The organism is Streptomyces sp. NPDC033178 (assembly GCF_055577685.1).
In genome coordinates this window covers 148,271-164,041 of record NZ_JBVIPT010000006.1, presented here as the reverse complement: position 1 = coordinate 164,041, position 15,771 = coordinate 148,271, and the positions used below count along the sequence as shown (strand labels likewise).

13 protein-coding genes are annotated in these 15,771 nt (G+C 72.5%); 10 read left to right on the top strand and 3 right to left on the bottom strand.

Annotated features, from left to right (window positions below):
- Positions 1-125 precede the first annotated feature (125 nt).
- Together ACZ5VQ_RS16675 and ACZ5VQ_RS16670 are read right to left on the bottom strand one after the other, a co-directional pair.
- Positions 126-1,367 (bottom strand): PucR family transcriptional regulator, encoded by a 1,242-nt coding sequence (locus ACZ5VQ_RS16675; RefSeq protein ID WP_469105490.1) that lies wholly within the window; start codon positions 1,365-1,367, stop codon positions 126-128.
- 2 nt (positions 1,368-1,369) lie between these two features.
- Positions 1,370-1,522 carry a hypothetical protein gene (locus ACZ5VQ_RS16670; protein ID WP_186000974.1) on the bottom strand — a complete coding sequence of 51 codons (153 nt, stop codon included), beginning with the start codon at positions 1,520-1,522 and terminating at the stop codon, positions 1,370-1,372.
- Positions 1,523-1,754: 232 nt separating this feature from the next.
- On the opposite strand from ACZ5VQ_RS16670, the gene pgfA reads away from it, so the two are divergent.
- From pgfA to ACZ5VQ_RS16620, 10 genes are all read left to right on the top strand, one after another.
- Entirely contained in the window at positions 1,755-2,732 is a 978-nt protein-coding gene (gene pgfA, locus ACZ5VQ_RS16665; RefSeq protein ID WP_469105489.1) for a cell envelope lipid trafficking protein PgfA, read from the top strand.
- A 491-nt stretch (positions 2,733-3,223) separates the two neighbouring features.
- On the top strand, positions 3,224-4,375 hold the full coding sequence (locus ACZ5VQ_RS16660) for a glycosyltransferase family 4 protein (RefSeq protein WP_362074667.1): 1,152 nt from the start codon (positions 3,224-3,226) through the stop codon (positions 4,373-4,375).
- Positions 4,372-5,241 carry a class I SAM-dependent methyltransferase gene (locus tag ACZ5VQ_RS16655; RefSeq protein WP_469105488.1) on the top strand — a complete coding sequence of 290 codons (870 nt, stop codon included), beginning with the start codon at positions 4,372-4,374 and terminating at the stop codon, positions 5,239-5,241. The genes ACZ5VQ_RS16660 and ACZ5VQ_RS16655 overlap by 4 nt, the downstream gene beginning before the upstream one ends.
- Positions 5,238-10,133, top strand: a complete 4,896-nt coding sequence (locus ACZ5VQ_RS16650) for an alpha-(1->3)-arabinofuranosyltransferase (protein WP_469105804.1) — start codon at positions 5,238-5,240, stop codon at positions 10,131-10,133. The genes ACZ5VQ_RS16655 and ACZ5VQ_RS16650 overlap by 4 nt, the downstream gene beginning before the upstream one ends.
- Positions 10,130-11,452: a condensation protein gene (locus tag ACZ5VQ_RS16645; protein ID WP_469105487.1), complete on the top strand. Its 1,323-nt coding sequence runs from the start codon at positions 10,130-10,132 to the stop codon at positions 11,450-11,452. The genes ACZ5VQ_RS16650 and ACZ5VQ_RS16645 overlap by 4 nt, the downstream gene beginning before the upstream one ends.
- Positions 11,449-12,204 (top strand): class I SAM-dependent methyltransferase, encoded by a 756-nt coding sequence (locus ACZ5VQ_RS16640; protein WP_469105486.1) that lies wholly within the window; start codon positions 11,449-11,451, stop codon positions 12,202-12,204. The genes ACZ5VQ_RS16645 and ACZ5VQ_RS16640 overlap by 4 nt, the downstream gene beginning before the upstream one ends.
- 15 nt (positions 12,205-12,219) lie before the next feature.
- Positions 12,220-13,263 (top strand): hypothetical protein, encoded by a 1,044-nt coding sequence (locus ACZ5VQ_RS16635; protein WP_469105803.1) that lies wholly within the window; start codon positions 12,220-12,222, stop codon positions 13,261-13,263.
- Positions 13,163-13,453, top strand: coding sequence for a Trm112 family protein (locus ACZ5VQ_RS16630; RefSeq protein ID WP_469105485.1), 291 nt, complete (start codon positions 13,163-13,165; stop codon positions 13,451-13,453). Before ACZ5VQ_RS16635 ends, ACZ5VQ_RS16630 begins: the two co-directional genes overlap by 101 nt.
- The gene (locus ACZ5VQ_RS16625; protein WP_362074649.1) at positions 13,450-14,286 is read left to right on the top strand and encodes an FkbM family methyltransferase; all 837 of its coding nucleotides are present in this window, start codon (positions 13,450-13,452) and stop codon (positions 14,284-14,286) included. Before ACZ5VQ_RS16630 ends, ACZ5VQ_RS16625 begins: the two co-directional genes overlap by 4 nt.
- Positions 14,252-14,869: a hypothetical protein gene (locus tag ACZ5VQ_RS16620; RefSeq protein WP_469105484.1), complete on the top strand. Its 618-nt coding sequence runs from the start codon at positions 14,252-14,254 to the stop codon at positions 14,867-14,869. The genes ACZ5VQ_RS16625 and ACZ5VQ_RS16620 overlap by 35 nt, the downstream gene beginning before the upstream one ends.
- Here the strand turns inward: ACZ5VQ_RS16620 and ACZ5VQ_RS16615 are convergent.
- Positions 14,850-15,734 (bottom strand): ATP-grasp domain-containing protein, encoded by an 885-nt coding sequence (locus tag ACZ5VQ_RS16615; protein WP_469105483.1) that lies wholly within the window; start codon positions 15,732-15,734, stop codon positions 14,850-14,852. The genes ACZ5VQ_RS16620 and ACZ5VQ_RS16615 overlap by 20 nt on opposite strands.
- Positions 15,735-15,771 lie beyond the last annotated feature (37 nt).

Below are 15,771 nucleotides of genomic sequence, written 5' to 3'. Positions count from 1 at the left end.
TCGCAGAGAGGCTGAGCGGTCGCGGGCGGGCGGAGTGGTCCCGGATGAGGTGGACGGTCACCGGCGGGTTGTGCGGTCACCGGATGACATGCAGTAAACGGGTGGGTGGGTGGGAAAGGAATCGGTCAGCGCCGGGTGCGGGGATCACCCAGTTCCCCCCGGAGCCGCTGAGCCCGAAGCACCAGTTCCAGCTCGAAGCGACGGTCGGGGTCGTCGACCTCGTCCCCCCACAGCTCCCGAATCTGCCGAAGGCGATACCGCACGGTCTGCGGATGGACCCCGAGGCGCGCGGCCACCTCGGGAGCCCCGCCCCGCGTCTCCAGCCACGCCAGCAGGGTCTCCGCGAGCCGCCGCCCGTGCGTGGGCCCGCAGTGGGCGAGCGGCTCCAGACACCGCAGCGCCAGGTCGTCGATCAGTTCCTCGGGCTGCAGCAGGACCAGCGCCTCCGTGTGCTCGGTGCAGTACAGCACCTCGCCCGGCGGCAACAGCCCGCGCTCCATGAGCCGTACCGCCGCCTCGGCCCAGCGCAGCGACTTCGCCGCGTCGGCCAGCGGGACGGGCGGGCCGATCGCGCCGGCCCACCCCGTGAGCGCCCGGTGCAGCAGTTCGGGGCGCCCGGCGGCGTCCGGCTCGGGCACGACCATCCGGGGCTGCTCGTACTCCATGTCGAGGAGCACGCCCTGTCCGACGGCGGGCGCGACGGCCTCGCGGGCGGGCCGCAGCAGTACGCCCACCGCGACCTTGTCCGGCAGCGGCCAGCCGATCCGGGCGGCCCGCTCCGAGAGCGCCTCGGCGGGATCGCCCCGGTGGTGCTCGGCGAGCAGCAGTTCCATCAACCGCCGTTGCAGACGCAGGCGTTCCCCGGCCTGCCGGGCGGCGGCCTCGGCGTATCCGCGTACGGACTGGTCGACCAGCCCGTCCAGATACTCGTAACCGGCGTCGACCAGCTCGTACATCGCGGGCGGCGGGATCTCCACGCGCGTGCCGATCTCGGCGAAACGGCGCCAGGCGAGGCGCACGCCGAGCCGGTAGATCGCCTGGAGCGAGTCGAGGCTGCGGCCGTGCAGTCCCTCGCCGCGGCCGAACTCCTGGAAGACCTCGGGGTGGACGCGCGGGCGGCCCTCGGCGGTCTCCAGGTGCTGGACGAACACCTCGATGGCCCGCCGGATCCCGACCAGCGCCATCGGCTCGCCGGAGTCGTCGAGCACGACGGGCAGATGGGGATACTCGTGACGTATTTCCTGGAGGATCTCCTCGGCGAGTACGGGCGCCTCGGCCATGGCGAGCGCCGCGAACTGGCGCACCTGGAGGCGCGGCACGTCGTGCCAGGCGGAGCGCACGGTGACGGGTGCCCGGCGTAGGGCCATGGTCAGCGCTCCTGGCCGGCCGTCTCATAGGTGATGAGCGGCGTGTTCGGCTGGTCGGGGGTCGCATCGAGCAGGGCGACGATACCGAGGGCGGCGCCCACGGCTAGTGCGGCGGCGGCCGCCACGGTCAGCAGGGCGGCGAGCAGTCTGGGCATCGCGGGTCAGCCTCTCTGTCGGAGGTCCACCCACCCCGGTACACCCGCGATTACGGCTCGCGGGCCCCAGCCCTGTTCACCGGTCCCGTCCGGCGAGCCCCCAGTCTCGACAACGCATTGACACTTCGTCAAGGGTGCGCCTACGGTTCCCGCCCCATACCGCACGTGCACCCTCCCCAAGCGTGCCGGCACAGCCCGTGCCGTGTCACCACGAGCCCCCTGGAGTGCCCGGATGCGCCGTACTGCCTCACCCTTTTCACTGGTCGTCCTGGGTCTGGGCGTGTTCCTGCTCGTCCTGGCCCCCCTGCTCGCCTGGTACGTCGAGCCACGTGCTCAACGCACGCCCGTGGACATCGACTCGAAGACCGTCTTCACCGGTACGGGCAGCTATTTCGACACGGACGAGATCGAGACCGTCCGCGACAAGAAGATCACCATCACCCGCCAGGTCCGCGGCGATGTCGCCGACAGCGAGAAGAGCGGCCGGGCCGTCTGGGACGTGTCCACCTCCGTGGACACCGACAAGTCGCTGCCCGCCGCCGACCCCCACGACTCGCTGCAGTGGACCATGGAGCGCTGGGTCACCGACCGCAGGACGAACAAGCCGGTCCACTGCTGCGACGAGGAGCCGTACTACGAGGGCGAGGCGTATCTGAAGTTCCCCTTCGACGTGCAGAAACGCTCCTACATCTGGTGGGACAGCACGCTCGGCTCGACCGTCACGCTGGCGTACAAGGGCACCAAGAAGATCCAGGGGTACGAGGGCCTCCGCTTCACCGGAACCGTGCCCGCCACCAAGACCGGAACCCGGCTCGTACCAGGCACGATCGTGGGCGAGAAGGACGGCGGCCAGGTGCTCGCCGAGGAGTGGTACGCCAACCACGGCATCGAGCTCGTGGCCGACCAGCGCACGGGCCGGATCATCTACGCGGCGATCGGCCCCCGCAAGACGCTCCGGGCCCCCGGCGGTGAGAAGGACGCCGTCGTGCTGCTCGACAGCGAGCGGATCGCCTTCACCACCGAGACCCAGAAGGAACAGGTCGATCTCGCCGACACGGACAGCGGAATGCTGCGCATGGTGGGGCAGACGTTGCCGGTCGGGACGGGTGTGGTGGGCTTCCTGCTCGCACTTGTGGGGGTCGTTTTGGTGGTACGCGGGCGTCCGCATCCCGAAACGTCCGAGAGCTCCCAGCAGCCGCTCACAATGTGATGAGACGTCAGCTGGATAAAGCCCCGAAATTGTCACTTCGGTGAGTAGCCGCGACGAACCAGCGGGCGAAAACTGTCCACCCCACCCGAACACAGCCCGACCACATCCCCATCACAGCCGGCCCTCATCACCCACACCGATCAGCCCCACAGGTTCCGTCCCACCGATCCGTACGGATTCGATCCGCGGGAGATTCAGGACTCCCGCACAGGACCACATCGAAGCCGTGGGGATCGGCTCCACCGGAACGGGGAACTCGCGGCACATCCCGCGCCGCGAGGACCGACAGAACCGCACCACCCCCCACCCCGACCGCGACCCATCCGCACCGCGCGACCTGACCGACCCGCACCGCGGCACGACCGATCGCACCGCCGCGAGACCCCACCGATCCGCACCGGGAGACCGTCACCGCCATCGCACCGAGCCCCACCTCACCCCCCACCCCACCCTCACGCTGGTTCCGCACCCCGAGACGAGTTGGAGCACCCATGCCCCAGCACGTGCCTTCGTCGTTGCGCGCCGCCTTCCCCCGCTCCGCGCAGCGACCCCCGGCGCTCCCCCCACAGCCGCGCCGAATCGTTTTCCTCGCCCGTCGTGACTTCGGCAACGAAGCCGCGGGCGGCTCCGAACTCCTCGTCGACAGACTCGCCGAGGGCCTGACCCACCTCGGCCATCAGGTCACCCTGCTGTGCGGCGGCCCCGCTGCCTACCGCGACTACCGTGTCGTGTCGGCGGGCGGCGACCTCGGCCACTATCTGCGCGCCAGATCGGCGTTCCAGCGCCAGATCGGCGACTGCGACCTGCTCGTCGAGGTCTGCAACGGCATGCCGTACCTGGCCCCGCTGTGGCACCGCGGGCCGACCCTCTGCCTGGTCAACCACGTGCACACCGACCTGTGGCGGATGCGTTTCAACGGGCCGCTGGCGCCCGCCGCCCGGCTCGGACGAAGACTCGAACACTGGGCACTCGCCGGCGCACAGCGCCACAACCTGCTGGTCGCCGTCTCCCCGTCGACGGCACACGCGCTGCGCGCGATCGGGGTCGAGCGCGAACGCATCCGGGTCGTCCACAACGGTGTCGAGGAGCCCGGCCCGCCGGCCGATCGCTCCCCTGAACCGCTGTTCCTCGCGATGGGACGGCTCGTCGAGTACAAGCGGATCGATCTGCTGCTGCGGCTGTGGGAGCGGGTCCGCCCGGTCACCGGCGGTCGGCTGGTCATCGTCGGCGACGGACCCGAACGGGAGCGGCTCGAACAACTCGCGGGCCCCGGCGTCGAGTTCAGGGGTCATGTCTCAGAGGCCGAGAAGCACCGGCTGCTCTGCGCCGCCTGGCTGCTGCTGCATCCCTCGGCGGTCGAGGGGTGGGGCCTGGTGGTGACGGAGGCGGCGGCCCGCGAGACCCCGGCCATCGCCTTCGACGTACCCGGTCTGCGCGACTCGATCGTGGACGGCGAGACGGGCCTGCTGGCCCGCGGCGAGTCCTCGTTCGCGGCGGCCTGGTGCACCCTCGCCCTGTCCACCCACCGGCGGACGCTCATGGGCAAGGCGGCGGGCGACCGCGCCACCCAGTTCCGTTGGCACCGCACGGTCCGCCAGTTCAGAGCGGTGGCGACGGAGGCGGTGAGGAGCTGGACGCCATGACGCCCGCTCGGGGGAATCGGCCGGAACACCGGGGCACGGGCCCAGGCACGGGCCCCGGTACAGGTACGGGACCGGGTACGGATACCGGCCCGGGCACAGGAACGAGACCGGGTACAGATACCGGCCCGGGCACAGGAACGGGTTTCAAGGACCCCTCCTTCCGCCGTTCCCTCGCCCTCTTCCGCGCCTTCCGCCATGAACAGGACGACCCGGAGGGCTGCTACTCGCTGCTCGCGCGCGACGCGGCCGACCAGGTGGAGGCGTACGACGGTCCGGTGAAGGGCCGGACCGTCGTGGACATCGGCGGCGGGGGCGGCTACTTCACGGCCGAGTTCCGGCGGCGCGGCGCGCACGGCTATCTCTTCGAGCCGGACATGCGGGAGCTCGGGCCGAAGCCGCCGGAGGGCGCGGTCGTCGCCGACGGCTATCTGCTGCCGCTCGCGGACGGGGTCGCCGACGTCTGCTTCTCCTCCAACGTCCTTGAGCACGTGGCCGATCCGCAGACCTTCCTCAGCGAGATGGTGCGGGTCACCGGGCCCGGCGGGCTGATCTACGTGTCGTTCACCAACTGGCTGTCCCCGTGGGGCGGTCACGAGTGGGCGCCCTGGCACTACCTGGGCGCCGAGCGGGCTCGCGCCCGCTACAGCCGTCGTACCGGCAGGCCCGCCAAGCACACCCTCGGCGAGAACCTCTTCGCCGTACACATCGGACCCACCCTGCGGCAGGTGCGTGCCCGGGACGACGTCACGGTCGTCTCGGCGCGTTCCCGCTACTGGCCGTTCCTCGCCCAGGCCGTCGCGAAGGCGCCCGGGCTGCGCGAGTTCGCCACCTGGAACCTCCTCCTCATTCTCCGGCGGTGTCCATGACCAGCACGGTCCAGGCCCCTCCCCCGGCGCGCACCCGCCCGCTCGCCCCCGACCCCGGTCCTCCGCAGGGACCGAGGTCGAGGCGGTGGCTGCTGGGGTTCTGGGCCGTGGTGTTCGTGCTGTTCCTCGCCGTGGACCCGGGCCGGCAGACCTTCGACACGAAGCTCGGCGTCGCGCTCGACCCCTGGCAGTTCCTGTCCGACCTGGGTCAGTTGTGGCACGACCGGGGTGGTTTCGGCGGCATAGCGGACCAGTACGTCGGCTACGCCTTCCCGATGCTGCCGTACTACGGCCTGTGCGAGCTGATCAACCTCCCGGTGTGGCTGGCCGAGCGGCTGTGGATGTCGCTCATCGTCGCGGTCGCCTTCTGGGGCGCGCTGCGGCTGGCCGAGCGGCTGGACATCGGCAGTCACGCGTCCCGGCTGCTCGGCGCGGTCGCGTACGCGCTGTGGCCGGTGTTCACGATCGTCGTCGGCTCGACCTCGGCGGCCGCGCTGCCGGGCGCCTTCCTTCCGTGGGTGCTGCTGCCGCTGACGAACGAGCGCCACAGCGCCCGGGTCGCCGCCCTGCGCTCGGCGCTGGTCATCCCCTTCATGGGCGGCGTCAACGCGGCCTCGACTCTGGCTTCCCTGCTGCCAGTCGGTCTCTATCTCCTCTCCCGCCCGCGCGGCCCCCGGCAGCGCAAGCTCATCGCCTGGTGGATCCCCGGCGTGCTCCTGGCGACCGCCTGGTGGGTGGTCCCGCTGCTGATGCTGGGCTTCTACGGCGAGAACTTCCTTCCGTACGTGGAGAGTTCGCAGACCACGACGGACACCATGGCGGCCACGGAGGCCCTGCGCGGGGCCGGGAACTGGGTCGCGTATCTGCACTTCGGCGAGGCCTGGCTGCCGGCCGGCTGGACGGTCGCGGCCTCGGTGGTCGTGATCGTCTCGTCGGCGCTCGCGGCCGGGCTCGGTCTCGCCGGACTGGCCCGCCGTGACCTGCCCGAACGGCGCTGGCTCGTGCTGACCGTGCTGTCGGTCGTGCTCATCACCCTTGCCGGGTACGGCGGTTCCTTCGGCGCGCCCTTCCACGGGGTCGTCCAGGACTGGCTGGACGGCGGGCTCGTGCCCTTCCGGAACATCTACAAGTTCCAGACGGGGCTGGCCCTCGCGCTGGTCTTCGGGCTGATGCACCTGGTCGGCGTCGCCTCGCAGTCGCGCGGCGCCCGTCCCGTGCGCGGCCGCCGGTACGTGGCCCTGGTCGCCGTGGTCCTCGTACTCCCCGGTCTCGCCTGGCCCTACCTCAACGGGTCGATCCTGCAGCCCGGTTCGTTCCAGCAGCTTCCCAAGTACTGGCAGTCCACGGCCGACTGGCTGGAGAAGTACTCACCGGACTCCCGCGCCCTCGTCGTGCCCGCCACCGCGCACGGCATCTACACCTGGGGCTCGCCCATCGACCAGCCCCTCGACGTGCTCGCCGACTCCCGCTGGGCCCAGCGGGACTACGTGCCGTTCGGCACCGCGGGCAACCGGCGCGCGATGGACGCGGTCGAGCAGTCCCTGCTGACGGGCGGCGAAGTCCCGGGCCTGGCCGACTACTTGAGCCGGGCCGGCCTCTACTACGTCGTCGTACGCAACGATCTCGACCCCGACCAGCTCGGCTACGTACCGACCACGACCGTCAAGCGCACCCTGGAGGAGTCGGGCTACCGGCGGGTGACCGGCCTCGGTCCGGTGATGACGGGCGGGCGCATCGCGGAGAACACCCCCGTACAGATAGAGGGGTTGTACCCGCGGCAACGGGCCGTCGAGATCTACGAGCCGGCGAGCGCGGACGTGCCGCGGCCCGGGCAGGCCGGTCTGAAGGCGGTCGCCGACACGGCGGTCGTGTCCGGCGGGCCCGAGGCGCTGCTGCCGCTGTCCGCCGACCCGACCATGCGGGACCGGGCCGCCGTGCTGACCGGCGACAACCATCCCGGGCTCGGCGCCCCCGAGGTGCAGGTGGTGGGCGACGGACTGCGGCGCGCCGACACACGGTTCGGCCTGGTCAACGCCAACACCTCGTACACGTACACCCGCAACGAACGCAATCACTCCGGCAGCTTCCAGGACGCCGGGGAGAAACCGCACCAGATCCTGCCGACCGAGGGCATCGGGCACCAGACGGTGGCCGAACTGCGCGGCGCGCGCTCGGTGTCCGCGTCGTCGAGCGGGAACTGGATGTTCTATCTGCCGCAGTACGACCCGGTGAACGCCTTCGACGGCAACCCGAACACCGCGTGGGCCGAGGGCGCCGCGGGTTCGGCGGACGGGCAGTGGCTGCGGATCGGCTTCACGGACGAGACGGAGATCCCCGACTCGATCCGGGTCACCCCGCTGCCGCAGGACAGTGTGCGGTCGGCGCCGACCCGGGTGCGCGTGGAGACGGAGCGCGGCTCCGAAACGAGCACCCTCCAGGCCAACGGCATGCGGCAGCGCATCAAGGCCCCTGAGGGGGCGACGAGTTGGCTCAAGGTCACCATCGTCGACTCGGCCGCCCGGCACTCCGACCTGTCCGGCGCGGGCTTCTCCGAGATCACCATCCCCGATGTCCAGGTGACCCGCATGCTGCGGCTCCCGACGGACGCCGAGCGCACCGACGCGGCCGCCGAGGTCGTCTCGCTGCACCGCGCCACCGACCCGGGCGGCTTCTCCCCGACGGGCACGGAGGCGGGGCTGCACCGCCGCTGGACCTCCGAGTCGGCGGGCACGTACGAGGTGAAGGCCAGCGCGATCCCCGTGCCGAGCGACGAGCTGGACGCGCTGCTCTACAAGGTCGCGCCCGAGCAGCGGAACCGGATCACGGCGACCGCCGACTCGACGGCCCTGCTCGGCACCGGGCTCTCGCCGCGCAACCTCACCGACGGGAGCCTGACCACCGCGTGGATCGCCGGGGACAACCCGACCATCCATCTGAGCTGGCCGGACAAGCAGGCCGTGGGCGAGATCGTGCTGGCCCCGGCGGGCGGTCTCTCCACCCGGCCGACCGAGGTCAACATCAGCTCGCCGGACGGCTCGACGATCGCGGGCGTCGACGAGAACGGCGTCGTCCGCTTCGATCCGATCACCACGGACCGGCTCGACATCACCATCACCGAGACGGCCCCGATGACCGTCCACAACCCGCTCGCCGACGAGGACCTGCAACTGCCGGTCGGCCTCACCGAGGCGTACATCCCGGCCCTGGACCAGTACCGCACCCCGCAGCCCCGGTCCAACCGCACCTTCGACGTCCCCTGTGGACAGGGCCCGACGCTCGCCATCGACGACGAGCTGTACGAGACCAGCGCGAAGGGCACGGTTCAGGACCTCGTCGAGCGGCGGCCCATCGAGCTGACGCTCTGCCAGGAGGGGCGCGCCGACGCCGAGTTGTCCCTCGGCTCGGGCTCGCACCGGGTCGAGGCCGGGGACGCGGGACCGCTCGCCGTCACCGACGTCACGCTGACCCGCGGGACACTCACCACACCCACCGCGCTCAACCGTGAACTCGGCATACGGGACTGGCTCGGCGACCGCCGCGAGGTGAGCGTCGGCTCGGGCGCGGCCTCGTACCTGACGACGTACGAGAACTTCAACGACGGCTGGAAGGCCACGCTGAACGGCAAGAAGCTCGACCCGGTACGGCTCGACGGCTGGCAGCAGGGCTGGCGGGTCCCGGCGGGCGCGGGCGGCACGGTCAAGCTCTCGTACGAGCCGTCCACGCTGTACGAGGCCGGGCTGATCGGCGGCGGTGTCGCGGTGCTCCTGCTCGCGGGGCTCGTGCTCTACCGGCGGAACTCGCCCAACACGGACGAGCCCTCGCCGGTGCCGCCGCCGCCCGGTCTGATCCTGGGCACGGTCGCGCTCACCCTGGTCGGGATCGTGATCGCCGGGTTCTTCGCGCTGCTGGTGCCGGTGCTGGCGCTGCTCGCCTGGCGGCGGCACGCCCTGCTCGTACCCATCGCGTTCCTCGCGCTCGCCGGGGCCGGGATCGCCGCCGCGACCGGGGCCGGGGAGCCGGTCTCCGAGGGCGCGGGGGCCTTCGGTCCCACGGCCCAACTGCTGGCGCTGATCGGGCTGTTCGCCGGGTTGGTGTCGGTCGGGGAGGCCTCGTACGGGGCTCGGGGGCCCGGCGGGGGCCAGGGTCTCGGCGGCGGAGGGCAGGGCTTCGGGGCTTCCGGCGCTCACGGGTATCCCGCTACTCCCGGCGCTCCCGCTGCTTCCGGCGCTCCCGCTGCTTCCGGGTATTCCGGCACTCCCGCCGCTCCGGGGTATCCAGGTGCTCCCAGTGCGAGCGCGCTGCCACCGCCGGCGCCGGGGACCGAGGCGCCGACCGAGCCGCTGCCGCAGAGGCGGCGGGGGGAGAGTGCTGGGCCGGGCGCGTCCGAATCGTCCCGGGCGCCCGAGGCACAGCACGGGATGTCCGGGGTGTCCGGGACGCCCGGAGCCGCCGGATCGCCCGGAGCCGCCGGAACGCCCGGAGCCGCCGGAACGCCCGGAGCCGCCGGAACGCCCGGAGCCGCCGGATCGCCCGGAGCCGCCGGATCGCCCGGAGCGCCGACGGTCCCAGGAGTGTCGCCTACCCCCGGCGCGGCTCCGGAGCAAGAAGCCGGCCCCGCCTCCGGAGAGGCCGGGACCCCGCCCGCACCCAGGGTGGCGTCCGGTCCGACGGTCTCCGCCCGTGGGCCGGGGTCCGCGCAACCGGATCCCGACCCGCCCACCACCCGGTTCGGCTTCCGGAAGCCGAGGTTCAAGGCGACACCGCCCCAGGAGTCGAGGCCGGAACGGCCCGAAGCGGCGAGGCCCGCCGACCCCGAGGACGCCAGGCCCGCCCGCCCCGAGGACCCGCGGCCGGCCCGACCCGAGGAGACGGGGGAAGGCGAACACACATGACCACGCTGGACCACCCGGCACGCGACGGCACGGACGGCCCCGTACGGCCGCCCGCCCGCATCCCGTTCCCCGTCGTGGACGAGGTCGCCCGGCACTGCCTCCAGGAGGAGGAGCCGGAGACCGTCCACATCGAGGTGCATCTGCCGGGCCGTCTCGACCCGGACCGGCTGCGCAGAGCGTTCACCGGGGCCCTGCACCGCCATCCCCGCATCCTGATGCGCGAGGCGCGGCGCCCCTGGTACGGGCGGCGGTACGAGTGGGAGATCACCCCGGACGCGGACGTGGAGGTCGTCCTGTTCCCGCCGCCGGACCGGGACGCCCTGAAGCACGCCCGCGACCGTGCGCTCCAGGACGCCCCGCCGCTGTCGGCCTCGCCGCCGATCCGCCTCGAAGTCGTCCTCGATCCGGAGGCCGACGACACGGTCCTCTTCGTCACCATCAACCACACCGCCCTCGACGGCCCGGCCTGTCTGCGGGTCCTCGCCACCGCCGCCGAGCTGTACGGCGGCCGGGACAACTCCCCCGCGGCGCCCCCGACCCGTACGACGGCCGAGGCGCCGAGCCCGATCGACGCGCCCTCGACCTGGGCGCCGCCCGCGCGGGTGGCGCACGGGGCGCCCGAGCCTTCGCCCGGCAACGGCATGCTCGTCGCCGAGTTCGGCGTCCCGCGTCGGCCCAAGGGTTCCCCGTACACCGTGAACGACCAGCTCATGGTGGCCACGGCGCTGATGATCACCCACTGGAACCGGGAACACGGCGCCCGGCCGCGCCCGTTGCGCATCACGATGCCGGTGGACGACCGCACCCGTGACACCGACATGCCGATCGGCAACGGCACGCGCCTCGTCGAAGTCCCCTTCGCGCCCGCGGAGTTGGACGCCTCCGACATGGCGGGCCTGCTGCGCCGCACGGCGGATCGCACCCGTGCCCTCAAGGCGCTGCCGCGGCCCCAACTCGGCCACGGGGCTGCCCTGTTGACGGCGCCGGTGGTGCCGGTGGCGTGGCGGGCCGCGTTCACCCGGGGGCTGCGGAGGGCCGCCGGACCCTGGACGTCGACCACGCTGCTGAGCAACATCGGCCGCATTCCGTACGCCCTCGACTTCGGCGAGGGGGCGGGGCGGGCGCACGCGGTGTGGTTCTCGGCGCCGGCCCGGATGCCGCGCGGTCTCACGGTCACCACGGCGTCCACGGCGGGCCGACTGCACGTGGCGTTCCGCTGGTCCCGCACACTCCTCAGTCACGGCGACGGCTCCCATCTCCGCGACCTCTTCGAGCACTACCTGCACGCCACGGAACACGCCACGGAGAGTGCCCCATGACCACGGCTCCGCCCCGCAGCCCGTCCGGCGGCCAACCTCCGCACGGGCTGCGGGACTTCTACGAGGACCCGGCCGTGCCGGTCGCCTCCGGCGCGCCCCGCAGTCTGCGCCAGGCCCGGATGCTGGCCGCCGCGCTCGGCCCGGCCACGTCCGGTGCGCGGACGGTCCTCGACATCGGCTGCGGCGACGGCTCCGCCGCCGCGACGGCGGCGCCGCTCCTGGCCGGCCATCGCATCGTCGGCGTCGACTGGTCCCAGGACGCCCTCAGACGCGCCCACGCACACCTGCCGTACGCGGTACGCGGCGAACTCACCGACGGCGGGCTGCCGTTCAGGTCCGCCTCCGCCGACGCCGTCCTGTTCAGCGAGGTCGTCGAACACCTCGTGGACCCGGACGCGGCGCTCGACGAGATCCACCGGATCCTCCGCCCGGGAGGTCATCTCATGCTGTCCACACCCAACCTGGCCGCCTGGTACAACCGCGCACTGCTGCTCGCCGGTGTCCAGCCCGTCTTCTCCGAGGTGAGTCTGCGCGCCATCCACGGCCGCCCCGGCAAGGAGGTCGTGGGCCATCTGCGGCTCTACACGGCCCGCGCGCTGCGGGAGTTCGTGACCGCCTCGGGCTTCGAGGTCGTACGGCTGAAGGGCGCGCCCTTCCACGGCGTGCCGCGGCCGCTGCGCCCGCTGGACCGGCTGGCGTGTGCCGTGCCGTCGATGTCCTCGATCCTGCTCCTGCACGCGCGAAGGACGTAGACCATGTGGTGGGGGGTGGCCGCGGCCCTGCTGGCGAACGTGCTGTACAGCACCGGATTCGTGCTGGAGAAGCGGGCGTTGGCGGCGATGCCCCAGGTGACCGTCCGGCAGCCGGCCCGTCTGCTGCGGCTGGTCCTCGGCAGTCCGCTGTGGATCGGCGGCTCCCTCGCCCTGGCGTCCGGCTTCGGCGCGCAGCTCGTCGTCTACCGCACGCTGCCGATCGCCGCCGCGCAGGGCATCTTCGTCTCCGGCCTGGTGATCCTCGTCCTGCTCTCCTCGGTGCTGCTCGGCGAGGAGACCTCGGGCCGCGAGCGGTACGCGATCGGCGCGATCCTGATCGCGCTGCTCATGGTCGTCCTGTCCCTCAAGGAGGGCTCGGACACGGTCAGCCGCAGCGCCCCCGCGCCACTCATCCTGCTCGTCTGCGTACCGTCGCTCGCGATGGGCGTCTGGCTGTACGCGTCCGCCGAGCGCCGCGCCCGCCACCGGCACCGCATGCCGACCACGGGCGTCGAATACGGCGTGGCGGTGGGCCTGTTGTACGGGGTCAGCTCGCTGGCCATCAAGGGGGTGTCGAGCTACCTCACCTCAAGTGGCCTCGGCGGTGCGGTGGTCGATCTGCTGCGCTCCCCGTACCCCTATCTCCTGCTGTTCACCGGCGTGTTCGGCCTGGTGATGTCGCAGGCGGCGCTGCAGCGCTGCCGGGCCTCGCTGATCGTGCCGGTCTGTACGACGGTGACCTGTCTGTTCACCGCGGTGCTCGGCACGCTCGCGTTCGGCGAGGCGCTGCCCGAGGATCCGCTGCGGCTGGCGCTGCGCATCGGCGGTACGGCGCTGGCGGTCTCCGTACTCCTGGCGATGCCCAAGCACGACCCGCCGGCGCAGCCCGGTCCACCATCACAGCACGATCCACCGGAAGAGCCCCAACCCCCGCCCCCCACAAGGGAGTTGACCACTGATGAACCCCGACGACCCACTGCTGAAGATACTGGCGTGCCCGCTGGACAAGGGGCCGCTGCATCTCCTCGAAAGGGAGACGGAGGGTCCGGAGAGTACTGAGGACGCTCTCTACAACCCCCGTCTGCGCCGCCGCTATCCGATCGTGGACGGCATCCCGCAGCTCCTTCCGTCCTCCGGCGAGCAGGTGACGGACAACGAACACGAGGACCTGCTGCTGCGTATGACCGGGGGCAGCGACGTCGGCGGCTCCCGCAGCGGGCCCCAGACCCCCGGAGACGTGACCCCATGACCCTGGCAGCCCGTCTGGCCCCCTTCGTGCCGGTGCGGCTGGTCGCCGCCGCCGCCCGGTTCGTCTATCCGCGCTTCGAGCCCGAACTGGCCCGGCTCGGCGATCTCTGCCCGCCCGGCTGCGGCACGGCGGTGGACGTCGGCGGCTGGTACGGCCCCTGGACGCGCCGTCTGTCGCAGCGGGCGCACCGGGTGGTGACGGTCGAGCCCGTCCCGCATCTGGCCCGGCTGCTGACCGCCGCGACACCGGGGAACGTCCGGGTGGTCCGGGCCGCCGCGAGCGACCGCCGGGGCACGGCCCGCCTGTGGCTGCCGTCCGGCGACCAGGGCGACCGGGGTGTCTCGTCACTCGTCCGCCGGGACATCCACGCCCGCGCCCTGGACGTCCCCTGTCTCACCCTCGACAGCCTGAACCTCCACGACGTCGGCTTCGTCAAGATCGACGTGGACGGCAACGAGCTGGCGGTGCTGCGTGGGGCGACGACCCTCCTCACCCGTGACCGCCCGGCCCTGTTCATCGAACTGGAGGCCCGCATCCAGCCGATCAGGCCTGTCGTGTCGTTCCTCACCGAGCGCGGATACAAGGGCTGGGTCCTGCCCGACGACACCTGGCTCCCCCTGTCCTCCTTCGACCTGGAGTCCCACCAGGCCCACGCCTCGCACGTGGTCTCCCAGGGCCTGCTGCGGCGGGTACTGACCGTGCGGAGCCCGGGGTACGTCCGGTACGTGAACTCGGTGCTCTTCCTCCCGACGGGCCGCACCCCGGGCGACGCGCACCGCGCCGGGCACGTACGCCACGATGGGACGCATGCCTCCCGCCAAGCGACCCGATAGGCCCGCCGGCCCGTTCACCCCGCTCGACTTCCAGCTGGTCCTGCTGCGCCGCATGGCCGACCACAATCCGGACCTCGTGGAGGACGCCCGCCACGCGCTGGGCGCCTCGATCGCGGACATGCGCGAGGCCAACCGCCGTTGGCAGGCGATGCGGCATGTGCCGCGGGGCCGGGGAGCGGTCGCCCGCTACCGCTCGATCCTCGGTGAACCGGAGTCGGTGACGCCCCGGCAGATCGGCGACCTGTCCTGCGAGGCGCTCCTGTGGCCGGTCCCCCTCTGGGCCGACCTCCGCTTCGAGGTGCTGGTGGCCCCGAACGGCGCGGCCTGGAACGAGTGGCTGGTCCGCGCGCCGGGCGCCCCCTCCCCCGAACTGCGCACTCTGGAGGACCTGACCCCGTGGTCCTGCGCGGTCGACGAGGCGGCCCGCGCCTTCGCGCCCGCCCGGCCGCTGGAGGGGTCGGCGCCGACGCGGTGGGGGCTGGCGTTCACGGCGCCGGACGCGTCGGGCGTACCGCACGACTGCGTGGCGGAGTTCACGTACGGGCTGCTTCAGCGGATGGCGGTCACCGGGCCGCGTGCTTGATGATCGCCTCGGCGACGACCGGCACCGAGGCATCGTGCAGGAAGAGGAAGAGATTGGGCTCGACGAGTTCCAGCTCCATGACGCGGGGTGCCCCGTCGTCGCCGTCCACCAGGTCCACGCGGGCGTAGAGCAGTTCGGGTGCGTCCGGCACTGCGGCCAACGCCCGTTCGGCTACGGCGAGTTCGGCGGGGGTCGGCTCCCACGGCCGCAGGTTCGGGTGCGGGACCTTGTCCGCGTCGTAGGCGGTGCCGGGTTCCAGGACGGCGCCCTTGCGGATGGCGTGCAGGAAGCGCCCGCCGTAGAACAGCAGGGCCCGTTCGCCCGCCGTGTCGATGCTCGCCATGTACGGCTGCACCATCGCGGTCAGCCCTTCCGCGTGCATCCACTCCAGATGCCGTACGGCCGTCTCGTGGTCCTCGGGCGTGTAGCGGGCGGCGTTGCGGGCGCCCGCCCCCGAGGTGGGCTTGACGACGTACTCGCGGTCGGCGGGCAGGTCGGCCGGGTCGCCGGGGGCGAGGTAGCGGGTGTCGACGACGGGCACCCCGGCGGCTGCGAGGTCGCCGAGATACCGCTTGTCGGTGTTCCAGCGGACGACGGCCGCGGGGTTCGCCAGTGCCGTCAGCGCCCCGCACCGCTCGGCCCACGCCACGAACTCGGCGGCCCGCCAGCTGTAGTCCCAGGTGGAGCGGATGACGGCGAGGTCGAAGCCGTCCCACCCGACGTCGGGGTCGTCCCAGCACACGACGGCGGCGTCCGCCCCGGCCCGCTCCACCGCGTCCGCGAGAACGGACAGATCACGGTCGTACCCCGACTCCTCGACCTCCCGGCAGGTGACGAGTGCGATGCGGGCGGCGGTGCGTGCCACGGCGGGCTCCTCATGGGTACGTCGGCTCCGGTGATCC